General features: G+C 52.7%; 17 protein-coding genes and 1 riboswitch. Of the genes, 14 read left to right on the top strand and 3 right to left on the bottom strand.

All coding sequences use genetic code 11. The annotated features are described in order from the left end of the window. The first annotated feature begins 79 nt into the window (after window positions 1-79). The 9 genes from LWL52_RS13630 (at window position 80) to LWL52_RS13670 (ending at window position 8,138) form a co-directional block, all read left to right on the top strand. A complete protein-coding gene (locus tag LWL52_RS13630; protein ID WP_242920825.1) occupies window positions 80-415 on the top strand; it encodes a hypothetical protein in 336 nt (111 codons plus the stop codon). A 421-nt stretch (window positions 416-836) separates the two neighbouring features. After that, on the top strand, window positions 837-1,205 hold the full coding sequence (locus LWL52_RS13635; RefSeq protein WP_242920826.1) for a group III truncated hemoglobin: 369 nt from the start codon (window positions 837-839) through the stop codon (window positions 1,203-1,205). 496 nt (window positions 1,206-1,701) lie between these two features. Next, window positions 1,702-2,304, top strand: a complete 603-nt coding sequence (locus tag LWL52_RS13640) for an RNA polymerase sigma factor (RefSeq protein ID WP_242920827.1) — start codon at window positions 1,702-1,704, stop codon at window positions 2,302-2,304. 224 nt (window positions 2,305-2,528) lie between these two features. Beyond that, on the top strand, window positions 2,529-3,212 hold the full coding sequence (gene nth / locus LWL52_RS13645; RefSeq protein WP_242920828.1) for an endonuclease III: 684 nt from the start codon (window positions 2,529-2,531) through the stop codon (window positions 3,210-3,212). Window positions 3,213-3,328: 116 nt separating this feature from the next. Next, the gene (locus LWL52_RS13650; RefSeq protein ID WP_242920829.1) at window positions 3,329-5,224 is read left to right on the top strand and encodes a M1 family metallopeptidase; all 1,896 of its coding nucleotides are present in this window, start codon (window positions 3,329-3,331) and stop codon (window positions 5,222-5,224) included. Between the two features lie 154 nt (window positions 5,225-5,378). Beyond that, complete coding sequence (locus LWL52_RS13655) at window positions 5,379-5,861, top strand: hypothetical protein (RefSeq protein ID WP_242920830.1); 483 nt, start codon at window positions 5,379-5,381, stop codon at window positions 5,859-5,861. Window positions 5,862-5,961: 100 nt separating this feature from the next. Beyond that, entirely contained in the window at window positions 5,962-6,408 is a 447-nt protein-coding gene (gene arr, locus LWL52_RS13660; protein WP_242920831.1) for an NAD(+)--rifampin ADP-ribosyltransferase, read from the top strand. Window positions 6,409-6,481: 73 nt separating this feature from the next. Next, the gene (locus LWL52_RS13665; RefSeq protein ID WP_242920833.1) at window positions 6,482-6,934 is read left to right on the top strand and encodes a GNAT family N-acetyltransferase; all 453 of its coding nucleotides are present in this window, start codon (window positions 6,482-6,484) and stop codon (window positions 6,932-6,934) included. 169 nt (window positions 6,935-7,103) lie between these two features. Beyond that, entirely contained in the window at window positions 7,104-8,138 is a 1,035-nt protein-coding gene (locus tag LWL52_RS13670) for an MBL fold metallo-hydrolase (protein WP_242920835.1), read from the top strand. Window positions 8,139-8,232: 94 nt separating this feature from the next. Here the strand turns inward: LWL52_RS13670 and LWL52_RS13675 are convergent, their stop codons facing one another. Continuing rightward, a complete protein-coding gene (locus LWL52_RS13675) occupies window positions 8,233-8,832 on the bottom strand; it encodes a DNA-3-methyladenine glycosylase (RefSeq protein ID WP_242920837.1) in 600 nt (199 codons plus the stop codon). 131 nt (window positions 8,833-8,963) lie between these two features. Beyond that, window positions 8,964-9,171: riboswitch (cobalamin riboswitch) on the top strand. Between the two features lie 75 nt (window positions 9,172-9,246). Here LWL52_RS13675 and LWL52_RS13680 point away from each other — a divergent pair. Further along, the gene (locus LWL52_RS13680) at window positions 9,247-11,193 is read left to right on the top strand and encodes a TonB-dependent receptor (protein WP_242920839.1); all 1,947 of its coding nucleotides are present in this window, start codon (window positions 9,247-9,249) and stop codon (window positions 11,191-11,193) included. Between the two features lie 122 nt (window positions 11,194-11,315). After that, window positions 11,316-12,395 (top strand): YncE family protein, encoded by a 1,080-nt coding sequence (locus tag LWL52_RS13685; protein WP_242920841.1) that lies wholly within the window; start codon window positions 11,316-11,318, stop codon window positions 12,393-12,395. Window positions 12,396-12,500: 105 nt separating this feature from the next. Here LWL52_RS13685 and LWL52_RS13690 read toward each other — a convergent pair whose 3' ends face one another. Then, window positions 12,501-12,788 (bottom strand): hypothetical protein, encoded by a 288-nt coding sequence (locus tag LWL52_RS13690; RefSeq protein WP_242920843.1) that lies wholly within the window; start codon window positions 12,786-12,788, stop codon window positions 12,501-12,503. Between the two features lie 149 nt (window positions 12,789-12,937). On the opposite strand from LWL52_RS13690, the gene LWL52_RS13695 reads away from it, so the two are divergent. Together LWL52_RS13695 and LWL52_RS13700 are read left to right on the top strand one after the other, a co-directional pair. Next, window positions 12,938-13,102, top strand: coding sequence for a hypothetical protein (locus LWL52_RS13695; protein WP_242920845.1), 165 nt, complete (start codon window positions 12,938-12,940; stop codon window positions 13,100-13,102). 52 nt (window positions 13,103-13,154) lie between these two features. Then, window positions 13,155-13,382 (top strand): DUF2798 domain-containing protein, encoded by a 228-nt coding sequence (locus LWL52_RS13700; protein ID WP_242920847.1) that lies wholly within the window; start codon window positions 13,155-13,157, stop codon window positions 13,380-13,382. A gap of 91 nt (window positions 13,383-13,473) precedes the next feature. Here the strand turns inward: LWL52_RS13700 and LWL52_RS13705 are convergent, their stop codons facing one another. Next, a complete protein-coding gene (locus LWL52_RS13705) occupies window positions 13,474-14,010 on the bottom strand; it encodes a hypothetical protein (RefSeq protein WP_242920849.1) in 537 nt (178 codons plus the stop codon). 534 nt (window positions 14,011-14,544) lie between these two features. On the opposite strand from LWL52_RS13705, the gene LWL52_RS13710 reads away from it, so the two are divergent. Then, window positions 14,545-16,761: a B12-binding domain-containing radical SAM protein gene (locus tag LWL52_RS13710; RefSeq protein ID WP_242922209.1), complete on the top strand. Its 2,217-nt coding sequence runs from the start codon at window positions 14,545-14,547 to the stop codon at window positions 16,759-16,761. Window positions 16,762-16,790 lie beyond the last annotated feature (29 nt).

Consider the following 16,790-nt stretch of genomic DNA (forward strand, 5'->3'; position numbering starts at 1 on the left):
CTGTGCGCAGAATTGTTATCCTGCCGGACTATAAGCCGTTTATCCGCTAATTTTTTACTTTATAACACCCAACAAACCTATGAATAGACTGGACATCCGCACCTTGCTGGAGAACATAGAAAAAAAAGTGAACCAGCACGAGATCACTTCTGACGGGGACGTAACCACGCTGATCAACGCTGAGATTGCAGCCGCCATTAACCTGAAGTATAAGAAGGACGCAGGCAACGACGCCATCCTGCAGAACGTGTCCTGCACCACCCTGGAATGTTACCTGGAACACCTGCAGGCGCTGGAGCAGAAACTGCAGAAACCGGCTAACATCTCGGCACAGGGCCTGCCCGTAGAGGAGCGCGAAATTAACCGCCGCCTGCTGCTGATCCTGAACCGCCTGAAAAGCTACAACAGAAAGTAAGCACCGGCCATTCTTCGTATAAACCCATCCTTCGATAAGATCCCTTAGCTCTTTCGAAGGATTTTTTATGCCCTCTCCCCGCCTTTCGTGCCAGCGGCACTTCTGCTGCAAAAGCCCGAGCAACTGACCAACATCATTTTTAAACTACTTACCCGGAGTTACTTTTGTGCTGCTGCCCGGCTTTTTATACTATGACTCCTTATACTAATACTATGACTCCTTATACTATATAAAGCGATCATAAAGTATAAGGAGAGCTTGCCTGCTTTTCTGGCATGTGCAAGGACACAAAATACGCAAACGAACCATTCCGGGCGGGCTGTTGTAGTAAAGGCGGCAGCGGGGCTTTCGCTGCAGAACGGGTATAACGAAGTATGCCCTGCTTAAAACAGGCCTGCCGAGTGGCAGGCGCTTACATGATATGAAAAAAGACATCGCAAACGAAGCGGACATCAAGCTGCTGGTAGATACTTTTTATGATGCCGTGAACCAGGACGAGCTGCTGGCACCCATATTTAACGACCTGGCGCAGGTAAATTGGGCCAAGCACCTGCCTGTGATGTATAAATTCTGGAGCTCGGTGCTGCTGGGCACCATGGCCTACAAAGGGCAGCCGTTCCCCAAACACCTGGTGCTGCCTCTGGAGCAACTACATTTCGCCCGCTGGGTCAGCCTGTTTACCCGCACGGTGGATGATCTTTTTGAAGGAACCAAAGCATCGGAGATCAAACAGAAAGCCGGCAGCATCGCCTACATTTTCCAGATGAAGATGGGGCTGCTTTCGGTTTAGCCTTCCTTTTTTTCAGATTTATTTAACCCGGCGCGGCGGCCAAGGATGTTCTATCTGTGACCGCCGCGCTTTTCCAGGGCTGCGGGGCCGCTGAAACTGGCTAAAATCGAGCTTTTAGGTCCTATTTTTCCGCTCCCTTTATACTTGCCGCTACCAACCATAACTACCTGGCTTAACGCTGCTTATACTTAGCAGGCGCTACGGAAAGGCCGTTTCCAAAAAGGTTTTCACTATATTTTAAAAATAAAATTAAATTTTAAGAACACTGGATTAAACTTTCAGCGTATAACAGGCTTAAGTTCCCGGGCACCAAACGCCCGGCAGAGCAGACTTGATACAGGGAGCCACCACATTTTTTTTCAGAATGGTTGGGGCTGGAGTTGCACATGCAAAACCCATTATCTATATTTGATATACACTTCTAATAAAATTTGTTCTTAAAGCTAAACGCCACAATATGATATAAAGCTCTACGTTAAACTAATGTAGCTTTACGATGAATACAACTACCCAGCTGAGCGACTCTGCTTTGGTCTCGCTCTATATCGCAGGTAATGAGAATGCGTTTGAACAGCTAGTAAACCGACACAAGAACAAAGTTTTTACAACCATTTTACTGATTGTAAAGGATACCTATACGGCCGAAGACCTGATGCAGGACACGTTTATTAAAGCGGTCCATACCATGAAAGGCGGCCGGTATAATGAGGAAGGCAAGTTCTCTTCCTGGATCTGCCGTATCGCCCATAACCTGGCGATCGACTTTTTCCGTAAAGAGAAGCGAAGCCCGATGATCACGCTGGAGGACGGCAGCAATGTGTTTAACACGCTTTCGTTTGCGGAAGACTCTGCCGAGTCGCTGCAGATAAAAGAAGATACACATGCCCGCCTGCGCGAGCTGATCCAGGCGCTGCCCCAGTCGCAGCGGGAGGTTCTGATGATGCGGCATTATGCCGACATGAGCTTCCAGGAGATAGCCGAGGCAACCGGTGTGAGCATCAATACCGCCTTAGGTCGTATGCGTTATGCGTTGATCAACCTTCGGAAGAAGATGCTTAAAAACAATATTGTCTATGATAAAAACCTCTACTCAGAATGAATTGATCCAGTATGTATACGATGAGTTGGCCGACGAGGCCCGCCCACAGCTGGAATCAGCCTTAATGCACGATAGTGAGCTGGCCGAGAGCTGCTCTGAACTGTTGGAGATGCAATTCCTGCTTCAAAACGTGGTAAAATCGCCTAGTAAGCGTTCGATCAACAACATCTTAAATTACTCAAAAAGCTTAAGTTTGCAGTCTTAACCGACTGCAAACTTTTTTTATGCGCAAAACTGAACGCTACAAGCTCCTGATCGACTACTTTACCCAGAACTTTCCGGAGCCGGAAACAGAACTTGCCTATACTACCCCCTACGAGCTGATACTGGCCGTAGTGCTGAGCGCGCAGTGCACCGACAAGCGCGTGAACATGGTGACGCCCGCCCTTTTTGAAGCCTTTCCGACACCGGAGCACCTGGCCGCCGCCACCTCTGACGAGGTGCTGCCTTATATTAAAAGCATTTCGTACCCCAACAACAAGGCCAAACACCTGGCCGGCCTGGGCAAGATGCTGGTCGAGCAGTTTAACTCCGAAGTGCCCAGCACCGTGGAGGAATTGGTAAAACTGCCCGGTGTGGGCCGCAAAACAGCCAATGTGATTGTGTCGGTTATCTGGAACCAGCCGGCGATGGCCGTCGATACGCACGTGTTCCGGGTAAGCAAGCGCCTGGGGCTGGTAGCTAAAACCGCCAAAACCCCGCTGGACGTAGAGAGAGAGCTGGTAGCCCACCTGCCCGAGGACCTGATCGCCAAAGCGCACCACTGGCTTATACTACATGGCCGCTACATTTGCGTGGCCCGCAGGCCCAAATGCGAAATCTGCCCGCTTACCCACTTCTGCGCCTTTTTCCAGAAAAACTTCCCCAACATTCCCGACGACCCGGAAAATAAGCTGGGCGGCATATAGTATAGGAAGAAGCGGCTTTGCTGCTTCTTTTCGTTTGAGGCGGCAACAAAAAGTGCAGAAGTTAAAGTATATTTAAACTTCTCCTTGTGCAACAACGGTTTAACACTTCCTATACTATGCGACACCTCTACCTGTTTTTTCTGTTTATACTTGCATGTCCTTTCGCGCAGGCGCAGAACTTATACATGCCGCGCGACGTGCAGCAGGCTTTTAAGAACGGAACAAGATCGCCGGACGGGCAGCCGGGCAGAAACTACTGGCAGAACACCGGCAAGTATGACATCACCATCACGGCCATGCCGCCCGACCGCACCATCAAAGGCAGCGAGCAGATCGCCTACACCAACAACAGCCCCGACACGCTCAAAAGCATTGTCATCCGCCTGACCCAGAACATCCACAAGCCGGGGGCAGTACGCAACAGCAGTGCCAGCCCCGATTACCTGAGCACCGGCACCATCATCGATTCGTTTGCCGTAAATGGCCAGCCACAACCCTGGAAAGACCGCAACGCTACCTGGCAGCAGGTGCAGTTGCCACAGCCGCTGTTGCCACACAGCACGGTGCAGCTGCGCTTTGCCTGGCACTTTGATGTGTCGGTGGAGAGCGGCCGCGAAGGTATGATTGATGCTACCACCTATTTTCTGGCCTACTTTTACCCGCGCGTATCGGTGTACGACGACTACAACGGCTGGGACAAGATCGACTTTACCGACCAGCAGGAGTTCTACAGCGACTTTAACGATTATACTTTGAAGGTGAAGGTGCCGAAGAACTACATTGTGTGGGCGACCGGCACGTTGCAGAACCCGGACCAGGTGCTGCAGCCGGCCTTTGCCCAAAAGCTGCGCCAGTCGATGCAAACGGACTCAGTGCTGCACATTGTCACGGCCGCCGACCTGGCCGCCCGCCGCGTAACCACCCAGAACGCTGTGAACACCTGGACCTGGACCGCCACCGACATTCCGGACATGGCGCTGGGCCTGAGCGACCATTACCTCTGGGATGCCGGCAGTGTGGTGGTAGACGATGCCACTAACCGCCGCGCCAGTGTGCAGTCCGCCTACAGCGCCAGCGCCGCCGACTTCCGCCATGCCGTAAAAGTGGGGCAACACGCGCTCAACTGGTTTTCGCGTAACTGGCCCGGCGTGCCGTACCCCTATCCCAAAACCACCCTCTTCCAGGGGTATGCCGATATGGAGTACCCGATGATGGTGAACGATACCTCGGTGCCCGACCTGACCTTTGCGCAGTTTGTAGCCGAACACGAGATTGCCCATACCTGGTTTCCGTTTTACATGGGCATCAACGAGAGCCGCTATGCCTTTATGGACGAAGGCTGGGCCACCACGCTGGAGCTGCTCATTAACCGCGCGGACATGCCCCGCGAAGCTGCCGATGAATTTTTCCGGCAGTTCCGCGTGTCGCGCTGGATCCACGACCGCTCCATGGAAGAGGACCTGCCCATTATTACGCCGGCCAACGTGCTGAAAGGCACCGCCTATGGCAACAACGCCTATGGCAAACCTGCGCTGGGCTATCTGGCCGTGAAAGACTTGCTGGGCGATGCACTGTTCAAAAAGTGCCTGCACGCCTATGTGGACCGCTGGCATGGCAAGCACCCACTGCCTTGGGACTTTTTCAACACCTTCAACAACGTATCCGGTCAAAACCTGAACTGGTTCTGGCACAACTGGTTCTTCACCAACGGCTACATCGACCTGGCCATACAGGATGTTAAGCAGAAAAGGAAAACCTATACCGTAACGGTGCAGAACATTGGCGGCTTTGCGGCGCCATTTGACGTGCAGGTGAAGTACAGCGACGGCAGCACCGATACTCTGCATCAAACAGCGGCCATCTGGCGCAACAATCCGCAGCAGGCAAGTATAAAGATCCCCACCAAAAAGAAGGTCCAGTCGGTGGCATTGGCGGGCGGTATTTTTATGGATGCCGACGAGGGGAACAACCTTTGGCCAGCCGGGAGCGCGGTGAGTGCGCTGAAGCGTTAGCGATTAGCGGCTGTATAGTATAAAACTCGCGTTGTTATTATAGCTTTATTTATATATTTGAGAAGGTTAGAAATTCTCTTAACTATAGAAAGAGAACACCAGCGAAAGGGCCAATAACCGGAGTAACTCCTTGTATACTATAGTTGTACCAAATTTGAAAATGAATTTATTCCCAACCAAAGAACTAAAGTTTAAACTAATAGATGACCAAGGGGAAACATTGAATCGATTAATGCGGAGAACTGAAAAGTCTGAGAATTTGACTTCTCAAAACACCGATAAGTCATTTCGTGGAATAATAAATGAGAGTCAATTTAAAATAAATTCTTCAGCAATCGGCAAAGGAGCCTTTTGTGTTATGACAGGAGAAATTAATGCCAATACTGGACATGTAAAAGTTGAAATCCATAAAGTTTTTAGAGCCTTATTAAGTGTAATTCTTTGCTTTCCAATCATCGGAATTGTTGCGATGGCCATTAGTAAAACAGAAGACTTTTCAGCGGTTTTAGTTTTAGTTGCGGTGGGGCAAATCTTAATGATTAGATACGCTTTTATTGAACTTGCCTTTTGGTTTTTATCAAAAGAAAGTCTGAATAGATTACGAGATGTTTTAGATTTTGAGTGGATAAAAAACTAAGGCACAACACCAACTTTACGGTAGCTGCGCCACCGCAAAGCCCATCCGTTAACCCTCACTGCAACTAAGAACCACCGAAACCGCACATAAAAACACGACCATGGAAGAAAACATCAGTGAAAGCAAACCGAACCAACCCGGCCCAAGCCCTTTTGCGCAGACGTACTTCCATGGCACAAAGGCTGAACTGAAGCTGGGCGACTTTATCGAAGTAGGCCTCCACTCAAACTATGGGCAAAAGAACAAGGCAAAGTATATCTACCTGACGGCCACCTTAGATGCTGCGATATGGGGAGCGGAGCTTGCTGCAGGCGAAGGACGCGAACGCATCTACCTGGTAGAACCAACAGGCCCGCTGGAGGATGACCCTAATTTAACAGACAAGAAATTTCCTGGTAATCCAACAAAGTCTTATCGTTCAAAACATCCGTTTAAAGTTGTTGGCGAGATTACTATCTGGCAGGGCCACGCTCCGGAACAAGTTGAAGCCATGAAAGCGGGATTAGCAAAACTGAAAGCACAAGGCATTGAAGCAATAGAGGATTGACACAACTAAAGCACATGAACAACTTTGTTCACTCCCTATATAACACTCATACTTTCCCTAAACAAAACCACCCATGGTGAACCTGATCAGAACGGATTCGACGAACGCTGACTTTATAGCGCTGGTAAAGCACCTGGACCAGGACCTGGCCGAACGGGATGGCGAGGAGCATTCCTTTTATGCGCAGTTTAATAAAATCGACAAGCTCCGGCAAGTGGTGGTGGCTTACGAAAACAGAATTCCTGTGAGTTGCGGCGCCCTAAAGGAGCTGGCGCCGGGTACAGTAGAGGTTAAACGCATGTATACGCAGCCGGAAAGCAGAGGGAAAGGCATTGCCAGCCAGGTGCTGGGTGAGCTGGAAGGGTGGGCAAAAGAATTATCTTACAGCAGAGCCATGCTGGAGACCGGGAAAAAGCAACCTGAAGCCATCCGGCTCTACCAGAAGAACGGCTATCACCTGATCCCGAATTACGGCCAGTATGCGGGTGTGGCAAACAGCGTATGCTTCGAAAAAATACTCCGGTGACTATGTTAATGGCGCTACAGCATTATGTTTGCGTCTAAAAGCATCATTTACCCAAGTACTAGTCGCCTTGATATAGGCGTACAGGTACTCAGCAAGTATGAAGCCTTGCTTATACCTGCGCTGCTTAAATCCGTTACTCGTACAACACCTTCTTCTTATCTAATCACCTATGCGTCCTAAAGTATTTGGTAAGCACCCAGCCGGAAACAGGTTAGCCCGGATCGAGCAGTCGCCTAACTACCGCGAAGGCAGCTTTCAGAATCTCGCGCCCACTTCTGTAAACCCCAACAAGGTATCGGCTCTTAAAATGCTGAAGGACTTTGCCAGCAAGCCTAAGACCGTAGTGCCTGGCCAGGATATGCCGGCAGTTAAAACAGACCTGCTCTCGTCCGATCCTGCCAGCCTTACGGTGGTGTGGTTCGGCCATTCGTCCTACCTGATAAGTTACAAGGGTTTTAACGTGCTGATAGACCCCGTGCTGAGCGGAAACGCCTCGCCGGTAGCGCTCTTTGGCAAGCCGTTCAAGGGCACCAACAAGTATAGCCCAGACGATCTGCCCGCTATCGACCTGTTGCTTATTACGCACGACCACTACGATCACCTGGATTACCGGACCATCACCCAAATTGACAGCAAAGTGAAGCAGATCGTCACTCCTTTGGGTGTTGGCGCCCATCTGGAGCACTGGGGCGTAGCGCCAGATAAAATAACGGAACTAGACTGGTGGGATGCTGCGGCCGTGACACCGGAGGTAACAGTCACGGCTACGCCGGCAAGGCACTTTTCGGGTAGAGGGCTGGCGCGGGCAAAAACCCTGTGGACCTCTTACGCGCTGCAACTATATGGCTATAAGCTGTTTATTGGCGGCGACTCAGGGTATGATGCCCAGTTTAAGGTGATCGGAGATCGGTTTCAAGGCTTTGACCTGGCACTGCTCGAGTGCGGACAGTATGGCGAGGATTGGCCTCAGATTCATATGTTGCCGGAAGAAACTGTGAAAGCGGCCAAAGAGTTGCGCGCCGCTGTTTTGCTGCCGGTGCACTGGGCCAAGTTTACGCTGTCGCTCCACGCCTGGAACGAGCCTATTAAACGCCTGGCTGCCGCCGCGCAAAAAGAAAACCAGCCCTTTGTAGCGCCCCGCATCGGGGAGCCTTACAGGCTCGGGGAGGACCACCCGCAGGTAAACTGGTGGGCGTTTGAGTAGCGGTTTAAAAGCAACATACGGGCAATAGCAATACGCATTGGTTATACTTGAGCTAAACCAGTGCTGCCGTACCTGAGTACAGTTCAGTCATCCTTTATTTTTTCCGGCTCACCCACTTGTTTCCTTTCAGCCAGAAGCGCCAGGGCAGCAGGGCATCTTCGCCGGCATAATCCACGCCGATGCGGGGGCCTGCAGCTATACTTTCGGCCGGCAGCGTAAGCCCCTTATCTTCTACCCAGACCGTGTTGCTCGTCAGGTCGGCACCGTATAGTTTTTTATCGATGCCCAGGGCAATACTCAGCACCCCCGGCCCTGCCGTGAGGTTAGGCTTTATACCAGGCATGTTGCGGCGCAGCAGCATCTCCTCCACTCCGGCTTCCGGTTCAATGGCCCGCACCAGCACAGCATCGGCCTTCTCTCTTTCGTTGGTGATGATGTTGAACAGGTAATAAATGCCATATACCAGGTAAACATACGCCACGCCGCCTTCGCTATACATGATCTCGGTGCGTTGCGTGCGGCGGTTGAGGTGGGCGTGGCAGGCACGGTCGTTCTGGCCCGAATAGGCTTCGGTCTCTACGATCATGCCGCCGGTCAGCATGCCATCCACGCAGGTGTAAAGGTATTTGCCCAGCAGGTCCTGGGCCACCTGCACCACATCGGGGCGGGTATAAAATGAGTGAGGAAGTTTCAAGAGGTTGTTTCGGGTATCGCTATTCGTGTTATGGGTATGGAAGTATGGTACGAAACTCCCGCACCTGGGTTTACGGCCCTGTTTAAAGTATAATTCGTAATTATTAATTCGTAATTCGTAATTAAATCCTCTACTTTTGCCTTCAGATTGGTGGCACTAACTACTGCCGTGGTTAGCGCCTTAAAAGGGAAGCAGGTGTAATTCCTGCGCTGTTCCCGCAACTGTCATCTTCACCAAAGGGGTTAGCCCATTACCAACGGCCACTGTGCAGCAACCGCAGCATGGGAAGGCGGGCTAACTGAAGAGAGCCAGGAGACCTGCCAGTCCGACACAAAATTTGTCGTATGCTTTCGGGTAAAAAGCTGCACGGCCCGCGCGTTACTGCGTCCGCTGTCTCTGCCTATACCCTATTGCATGCTTCGGGACGAAAGCAAACAAGTTGTGGTAAGATTCCCTTTTTATCGGTTTACGTTCCTGGCGCTCTGCAGCGGCTGGTTTTCGGCCCCGGCCCTGGCGCAGCAGGATACGACCGCGCACGAGCTGCGAACAGTGGAAGTGTTTGGCAAGCCTGCCGAGGTATTTGCCGTGGGCAGCCGCGTGAGCCAGCTCGACAGCTCCTACCTGCGTAGCCATACTTCTTCCTCGCTGGCCGACGTTCTGCAGAACCGAACGCCGCTCTACCTCAAAAGCTATGGCGTCAGCGGGCTGGCAAGCGTCTCGTTCCGGGGCACCAGCGCCGCACATACGGCCGTGCTCTGGAATGGCCTGAACATTGCGCAGCCCACCCTTGGCCAAAGCGATTTTGCGACCCTGCCCGTTGGCGGGCTGGGCGAAGTAGCTGTGCAGTATGGCGCGGCCGGGGCTACCTATGGCAGTGGTGCCATTGGCGGTGCCGTGCTGCTCACCTCCCCCGGCTATACTTCTGAAAAAGGCTTTGGCGCAGAACTGCAGCAGGATGCGGGCAGCTTCGGGCATTATTTCAGCAGTGCCCGGGCCAGCTTTAACACCGGAAAGCTGCAGGCTGGTGCCGGCCTGTACCTAAACAAGGCGCAAAACAACTTTCCGTATAAAGATCTCTCCCGCTTCGGCACGCCCGAAACACGCGAAGACCACGCCGCACAACAGCAATACGGCTTTACGCAGGACCTGGTATGGCACCTGACACCCCAAAGCCACGTGGCGCTGCACAGCTGGTATACCCAGGGCGACCGGGATCTGCAGGCTGCTATGGGCGCCGCACACAACAACGCCCGGCAACAGGACCGCAACCTGCGCCTGATGGCTGAGTATGGTTTGCATAGCGCCTGGGGCGAGACAAGTATAAAAGCAGGCTTTTTCGACGATTATCTCAAGTATAGCGATAACAGCACTCGCTCCGAGTCAGATGTGGCAACGTACCAGCTGCAGGCAGAGCAAACCTACAGTTATGGGCAGCGCTGGAGTTTACGCGGGGGCATTAATCTGCAACAGTTCCGGGCCGATGCCGATGGGTATGGCCAGCCGGTGCAGGAAAACAGGGCTGCCGCTTTTGCGCTTTTCCGCTACGACCCTACTGCCACGCTAAAGCTGAGCCTGAACCTGCGGCAGGCGTTTGTACAGGGGTATGCGCCCCGCCCCGCTCCTACGCTGGGTGCCAGCTGGGAATTCCTGTCCCACCAGGGCCATCATCTCTACTTAAAAGGAAATATTGCAGGCAGTTACCGCGTGCCTACCCTCAACGACCGCTTCTGGCAGCCCGGCGGGCGCACGGACCTGCAACCGGAACAGGGCTGGAGCTATGAGGCCGGCCTGCGCCATGTATACGCCAAAGGCCCGCTGGTGCTGGAGTCGGAAGCCACTTACTACCACATGCTGCTGGATAACTGGATACAATGGTCGCCGTCGGAGGCGGGGTATTGGATGCCGCAGAACCTACAGAAAGTACGGGCACAAGGCATAGAGCTCAGCAGCCGCGCTTCTGCCAATGCAGGCGAGGTCACCTTTTCGGCTTCGGCAGGCTACAGTTATACCTCTTCGGAGCAGGTCGCCTCGTACGAAGGCCCGCAGGAACTGGGCCACCAGCTGGCTTATGTGCCGCTGCACAAAGCCACCCTGGCAGCCGATGCCGCCTATCATACTTGGTCGTTTGGCAGCAGCCTGAACTATACTGGCCTCCGGTACCGCAACAACTCCAACACCGCCAGCCTGGCAGCCTTTGCCTTGCTAAACCTGTGGGTGGGCAAACAACTGAAGCTGCAAAATAATACGCTGGCCCTTACCGCCCGTCTGGACAATGCCACCAACGCCGTGTACCAGACCATGGAAAACAGGGCCATGCCGCCCCGCAGTTATACCTTAAGTGTCCGCTTTCTAATTCCCTGAGCTTATTAAGACGCATGTAGCAGAACACCAGACAAAAGCTTTTGCTGTCATGACAAAGCAGCTTTCCAGTTACCCTTAATATTCCATACATACTTATTTCTTCATCTATACTTATACCTAAAATGAAAAAGATCAACCTGTTCCGCCGTTACTTTGTAGCCGCTTCCCTCGCCCTGAGCACGCTTGCTTTTACCGGCTGCGATAACACCAGCGACGCTCCGGTCGGCTCCTATGCTGCCGATGGCGTATTTGTGGTGAACGAAGGCAACTTCGGCGCTGCCAACGGCTCCATCTCCTTTTATAACACAGCTACCAAAACCGTCCAGAACGATATCTTCGGGAAGGAGAACAGTGGCCAGCTGTTGGGCGACGTACTTCAGAGTATGGCCCTTTATAACGACAAGGCTTTTATAGTAGCCAACAACAGCAACAAAGTAGCAGTGGTAAATGTCAATACTTTTAAAGCAGAAGGCACAATTGAGGGGCTACAGGCACCGCGCTACTTTGTAGCGGCCACCAACGACAAAGGCTACGTAACCGAATGGCTGGGCTACGACCCGGTAACCTGGCAATATGGCAATGGCCGCGTCTCGGTAATCGATCTGAAAACCAATACCGTTACCAAAACCATAGAAGTGGGCGTGCAGCCGGAGCAGCTTGTCCTGCATGGCGGAAAACTGTATGTGGCCAATTCCGGCGGCACCACCATTTCAGTGATCAACACAACAACCGATGCCGTTGAGGCTACGCTACCGGTTGCCACCGGCCCAACCAACCTGGTGCTGGACCGCAATAACAGTCTGTGGGTATTATCAAGCGGTGTAAAGTATACTAGTAACAACACGGCGGGCGCCCTGAGCAAAATAGACCTGGGCAGCGGCGCGGTAACGGCTTCGTTTCCGTTTGATGACAAAGAGGCGCTGCCAGAAGACCTGACCCTGAACGGCAGCAAAGACAAGTTATACTATAGCTACAAAGGCAATGTATACCAGCAGGAGATCGGTGCCAGCGCCCGCAACACCACGCCCTTTATTGCGCAAAGTTTTTATGGCCTGGGCGTAGACCCGGAGACAGGTTATATCTATGGCGCCGACAGCAAAGGCTTTACGGCGGACGGCACCGTTTCTGTTTTTCAGCCAGATGGTCGGAAAGCAGGCGAGTTCCAGGCAGGCATCGGGCCAAACGGCTTCGTTTTCAGGTAACAGCTGACGCATAGACGTATAAAAAAGGGGCTGCTCCGGTAATGGAGCAGCCCCTTTTTTATACTTGTTTATACTTGCCAGCAAAGCAGCCGGCCACTGCAGGCGCTATTCGTTGTTGCCTCCTTCGGGGCGTTTAATGGAATCGCCCTGCTGTACTTTCCCGTTATTGGCATCATCGGCGTCTTTGTAATACTTATCTTCCAGGTCGGTGGCCGTATCGTTCGCATTCTTGTTTTCGGCACCCACCATGTCGCCGGTATCTTCTATTTTCCCGCGTTCCGTATTGGTGTCGCCGGGCTCAGTGCCTTTGTTACAGGCTACAAGCCCTGTGCTGGCGAGCGCACCAAAAGTAAGGGCCAGCATGGTATGCTTCAGGCTATTTTTCTTCATCATATGCTTCTTTCAGGTTTCACAATAGTTGCTGCTACGGGTTTCTGGTATGCCGCAAGCTCTTGAATGTACGTCCGATGCCATTTTATAGTTGATAACCGGGGCCTGCCAAACCCGTAAAAATAACAGCCGCAACCTTAATCCCATTCGTCATGAAAAAACCCGAACAAAAGCAACCGCTGGCACAAAACACCAAAGACGACTCTTCAGACGCCGATAAGCTACCCAAAGGCAAGCAGGGGCCGCCCCCGCAGCCACGCAATACCGGCACGCCCGGCAACCGTGAAGACGAGGAAGCTGAAAAAGGACATGCCTGATTTCCGAATCTGCTAGCACTTGCCGTACCTTTACCGGGTGACGCCACCCTTTATGAAGAAACCTGCTTTGCCCCGCCCGCTGAAACGCAGGCTGCTGGTTATTGCCCTCATCAGCCTGCTACTGGCCTCGGCGCTGGAGCTGTATACGTTTGGCCTTGCGTCGGACTTTCTGCTGCGCTGGTTCAGGTCTTTCTTTGTTTTTTTTACCCTGATCGCGGTTACGGTGCTGGCCATTATACCGGGTGTGGCCTATGGCGTAAACAAAGCTGCCGGTAAATAAGAAACCTTGCTCCAACAATAAAAAAGGCCCTCGGAAACACCGCGGGCCTTTTCATGAATAGGGTTTAAAGTATGTATGAATAGGTAAAGGGTTAAAGCGCTACGGTCATTTCGGTTGCTATATTTAACGCCAGCGTAGCCGCCAGCGGATTGTTGTTGGTGCCGGCGTTCAGCCGAAAGGTTACCGTGCTGCCGCTTTGCAGCAGGTCCGCCAGCTTTTCGGTGGCTGTGGTATCAGTTACCGGCAGGAGTACCTCTGCCTTGTTTGCCGCTAGGTCGTAGAGGTTCAGGTCTTCAAACGTGGCAAGCGTCTGAAACGAGGTCGAACCGGAGGGAGCAAAGGCTACTTCCCCCGAAATGACCGCATCCTGGCTGCCTTCGAAATCTTTGATGGTGTAGGTCATGTTGGTTACCCGAAAAGAGTCCATGGCTTTGGCATGTTTGCGGTATTCACCTGGTACGCTCAGATTGGTCAGCACCGAGAACTGTTCGGGGGCGCCGGCTGGGCGGTCCATGCGCAACGAGAGGGTCTGGGGCACCTGGATGTTCGTTTTAAACATCAACGTAGCGGCTGCCATGATCAGCAGCACCACAGTAATCAGCATCTGCAAGGTTTTGAAAGGGCTCATGGGTTAGTTATAGAGGGTGAAGAGAAGCGAGCTACATAGTGACTTTGCTATATTATAGCACTTTTTAAATTTTCCTTTGAACACTACAAATATAAGGATGTTTTTATATATTGAAAATATTCTATAAAAAATAGTTATATACCAATGTATTCACATTATTATATATAGTTTATACACTATTTATCAACATATCGCCTCCCCTTCTGTCTGCCTTGCCCCAAAGCAAGTATGGCGCCTACAGGTCTGTATAAGGCTTTTGCCTACATATCTGCCAGCTTTGGCTGCCGCTTTCCCTGCTGCCTTCTACTTGGGAGAAGGCATCCTGCCTGTGGATAACTCTATCGCTCTAACCGCTTGTAAACGCTTCATAACTTGCTTCGGCCCTGCTGCCCAAGGGCGTAACGCCATTTCCTGTTATACTTCCGCGCTACTGAACCAGCGCCGGCCCCGCCGTGTTGCAAAGGAGTAGCACAGAAATTAGCTGCAGAATGCCTATTTTTGCAGCTGCAATTGCTGCATTCCTTATACCTGATGATGCCTTATACTTTGGAGAAGCCAACCATCCTGTTAATTACGCCCCCACTTACGCAGTTAAATACCCCATATCCCGCCACAGCTTACCTGACGGGCTTTCTGACGGGGCGCGGCTATGCCGTGGCACAAGCCGACTTTGGCATTGAACTGGTGCTGCGCATGTTTTCCAGAACAGGATTGAAGCGGCTCTTTAAAGCCATTGAACAAGGCGATTATGAGTTGTCGGATAACAGCCTGCGCATGCTGCGCCTCAAGCGGGAGTACTTAGATACTGTGGAGCCCGTTATCCGCTTTCTGCAAAACAAGGACCTCACGCTGGCCCAGCAGATCAGCTACAGCCGTTTCCTGCCCGAAGGGGCGCGCTTTGACCAGGTGGAGGACGTGGACTGGGCATTTGGCAGCATGGGCATTACCGACAGGGCCCGTTACCTGGCCACCTTATACTTAGAAGACCTGGGCGATCTGATCCGGGAAACCATCTGCCCGTATTTTGCTTTCAGCCGCTATGCCGAAAAGCTGGCGCTCTCGGCCACCTCTTTCGACCCGCTGGAAGAAGCCTTGCAAGCGGAACCCAACCTGGTAGATAAAATGCTGCTGGAACTGCTCGAAGAACGCCTGCAGGAAACAAAACCCGACGCAGTGGGCTTTTCAATTCCTTTTCCGGGCAATTTATATGGTGGCTTGCGGCTGGCACAATATATCAAACAACACTATCCGCACATAAAAACGCTGATGGGCGGCGGCTATCCCAATACCGAGCTACGCAGCCTGAGCGAGCCGCGCCTCTTCAAGTACATCGATTACGTGACGCTGGATGATGGCGAAGGGCCCTGGCTCAAGCTGCTCGAGCACCTGCAGGGCACTCGCCCGCAGGACCAGCTGCAACGCACGTTTCTGCTGCAGCAGGGCAAGGTAACGTATGTGAACAACTGCACCGATGCTGACATTCCGCACGCCGAAGTAGGCACGCCTGACTACACGGGTTTGCCCCTGCGCGACTATTTATCGGTGATCGATGTGATCAACCCCATGCACCGCCTTTGGAGCGATGGCCGCTGGAACAAGCTAACAGTGGCCCACGGCTGCTACTGGAAGCGTTGCTCGTTCTGCGACATCACCCTCGATTACATCAACCGCTACGACGTGGCCCCTGCTACCCTGCTGGCCGATCGCATTGAGCAGCTGATTGCCCAGACCGGCCAGACCGGTTTCCATTTTGTGGATGAGGCTGCCCCGCCTGCGCCACTCCGCGACATGGCCATCGAGCTCATCCGCCGGGGCATTAAGATCTCGTGGTGGGGCAATATCCGCTTTGAAAAAACCTTTACGCCGGATCTGTGCCGCCTGCTGGCTGCGTCGGGTTGCATTGCTGTTTCCGGTGGCCTGGAAGTGGCATCGGACAGGCTGCTGACCCTGATGGAAAAAGGCGTGAGCATTGGCCAGGTAGCCCGCGTAACCGACAGCTTTACCCAGGCCGGCATTATGGTGCATGCCTACCTCATGTATGGCTTCCCCACCGAAACCACCCAGGAGACCATTGACTCGCTGGAAGTAGTACGCCAGCTGTTTGAGAACGGCGTGATTCAATCCGGTTACTGGCACCGCTTTAGTATGACGGCCCACAGCCCGATCGGGAAGAACCCTGAGAAGTATGGCGTAGTGAAAGTGGGGCCGGAGCAAGGGGCTTTTGCTTACAACGATCTTTGGCATGACGATCCGCAGGGCACCGACCATAGCTTGTTTGGCGAGGGGCTGGCCAAAGCCATCTATAATTACATGCATGGGGTGGCACTGGAGGAACCGCTCTCGTTCTGGTTTGATTTTAAAACTCCGCGCACCACGCTAAAGCCTGATCTGATCGGCAGCGCCATTGCGCAACCGCATCGCCCCGACAGCACCCGGCTAAATGCGCGCGTGTTGTGGCTGGGCACCATCCCCGAAATAGAGTTCACGATGATTGCCCGTAAGGGAGAAACCCTGGAGCGCTGCCTGCTTACGTTTTTTGAGAAAGCGGAGGATTTTCAGGTGAAAACTACGGCTATTATTGGGCAGTGGCTGTTTGACATGCTGCCCCGGCTGATGCCTGACAGCCCGGAGGCACTTACCTTAAAGCAACTGGAGGCCAGCTTTCCGGCGGAGGCGCACCTTCGCTTTTCGGAGTTCATGAGCTCGCCTACCTGGCTGGAGCTGCGCGAAAAGGCGCTGCTGCTTTTGTAAACAGCGGTAAGTATAACTGCTCCAACAGC

The sequence above is a fragment of the Pontibacter liquoris genome, assembly GCF_022758235.1.
Taxonomy (GTDB): Bacteria; Bacteroidota; Bacteroidia; order Cytophagales; family Hymenobacteraceae; genus Pontibacter; species Pontibacter liquoris.

Excerpts from the sequence above, each read along its gene's own strand:
- LWL52_RS13630 (WP_242920825.1), top strand. The coding sequence starts at position 80 with ATGAATAGACTGGACATCCGCACCTTGCTGGAGAACATAGAAAAAAAA.
- LWL52_RS13635 (WP_242920826.1), top strand. The coding sequence starts at position 837 with ATGAAAAAAGACATCGCAAACGAAGCGGACATCAAGCTGCTGGTAGAT.
- LWL52_RS13640 (WP_242920827.1), top strand. The coding sequence starts at position 1,702 with ATGAATACAACTACCCAGCTGAGCGACTCTGCTTTGGTCTCGCTCTAT.
- nth (WP_242920828.1), top strand. The coding sequence starts at position 2,529 with ATGCGCAAAACTGAACGCTACAAGCTCCTGATCGACTACTTTACCCAG.
- LWL52_RS13650 (WP_242920829.1), top strand. The coding sequence starts at position 3,329 with ATGCGACACCTCTACCTGTTTTTTCTGTTTATACTTGCATGTCCTTTC.
- arr (WP_242920831.1), top strand. The coding sequence starts at position 5,962 with ATGGAAGAAAACATCAGTGAAAGCAAACCGAACCAACCCGGCCCAAGC.
- LWL52_RS13665 (WP_242920833.1), top strand. The coding sequence starts at position 6,482 with ATGGTGAACCTGATCAGAACGGATTCGACGAACGCTGACTTTATAGCG.
- LWL52_RS13670 (WP_242920835.1), top strand. The coding sequence starts at position 7,104 with ATGCGTCCTAAAGTATTTGGTAAGCACCCAGCCGGAAACAGGTTAGCC.
- LWL52_RS13680 (WP_242920839.1), top strand. The coding sequence starts at position 9,247 with ATGCTTCGGGACGAAAGCAAACAAGTTGTGGTAAGATTCCCTTTTTAT.
- LWL52_RS13685 (WP_242920841.1), top strand. The coding sequence starts at position 11,316 with ATGAAAAAGATCAACCTGTTCCGCCGTTACTTTGTAGCCGCTTCCCTC.
- LWL52_RS13690 (WP_242920843.1), bottom strand. The coding sequence starts at position 12,788 with ATGATGAAGAAAAATAGCCTGAAGCATACCATGCTGGCCCTTACTTTT.
- LWL52_RS13695 (WP_242920845.1), top strand. The coding sequence starts at position 12,938 with ATGAAAAAACCCGAACAAAAGCAACCGCTGGCACAAAACACCAAAGAC.
- LWL52_RS13700 (WP_242920847.1), top strand. The coding sequence starts at position 13,155 with ATGAAGAAACCTGCTTTGCCCCGCCCGCTGAAACGCAGGCTGCTGGTT.
- LWL52_RS13705 (WP_242920849.1), bottom strand. The coding sequence starts at position 14,010 with ATGAGCCCTTTCAAAACCTTGCAGATGCTGATTACTGTGGTGCTGCTG.
- LWL52_RS13710 (WP_242922209.1), top strand. The coding sequence starts at position 14,545 with ATGCCTTATACTTTGGAGAAGCCAACCATCCTGTTAATTACGCCCCCA.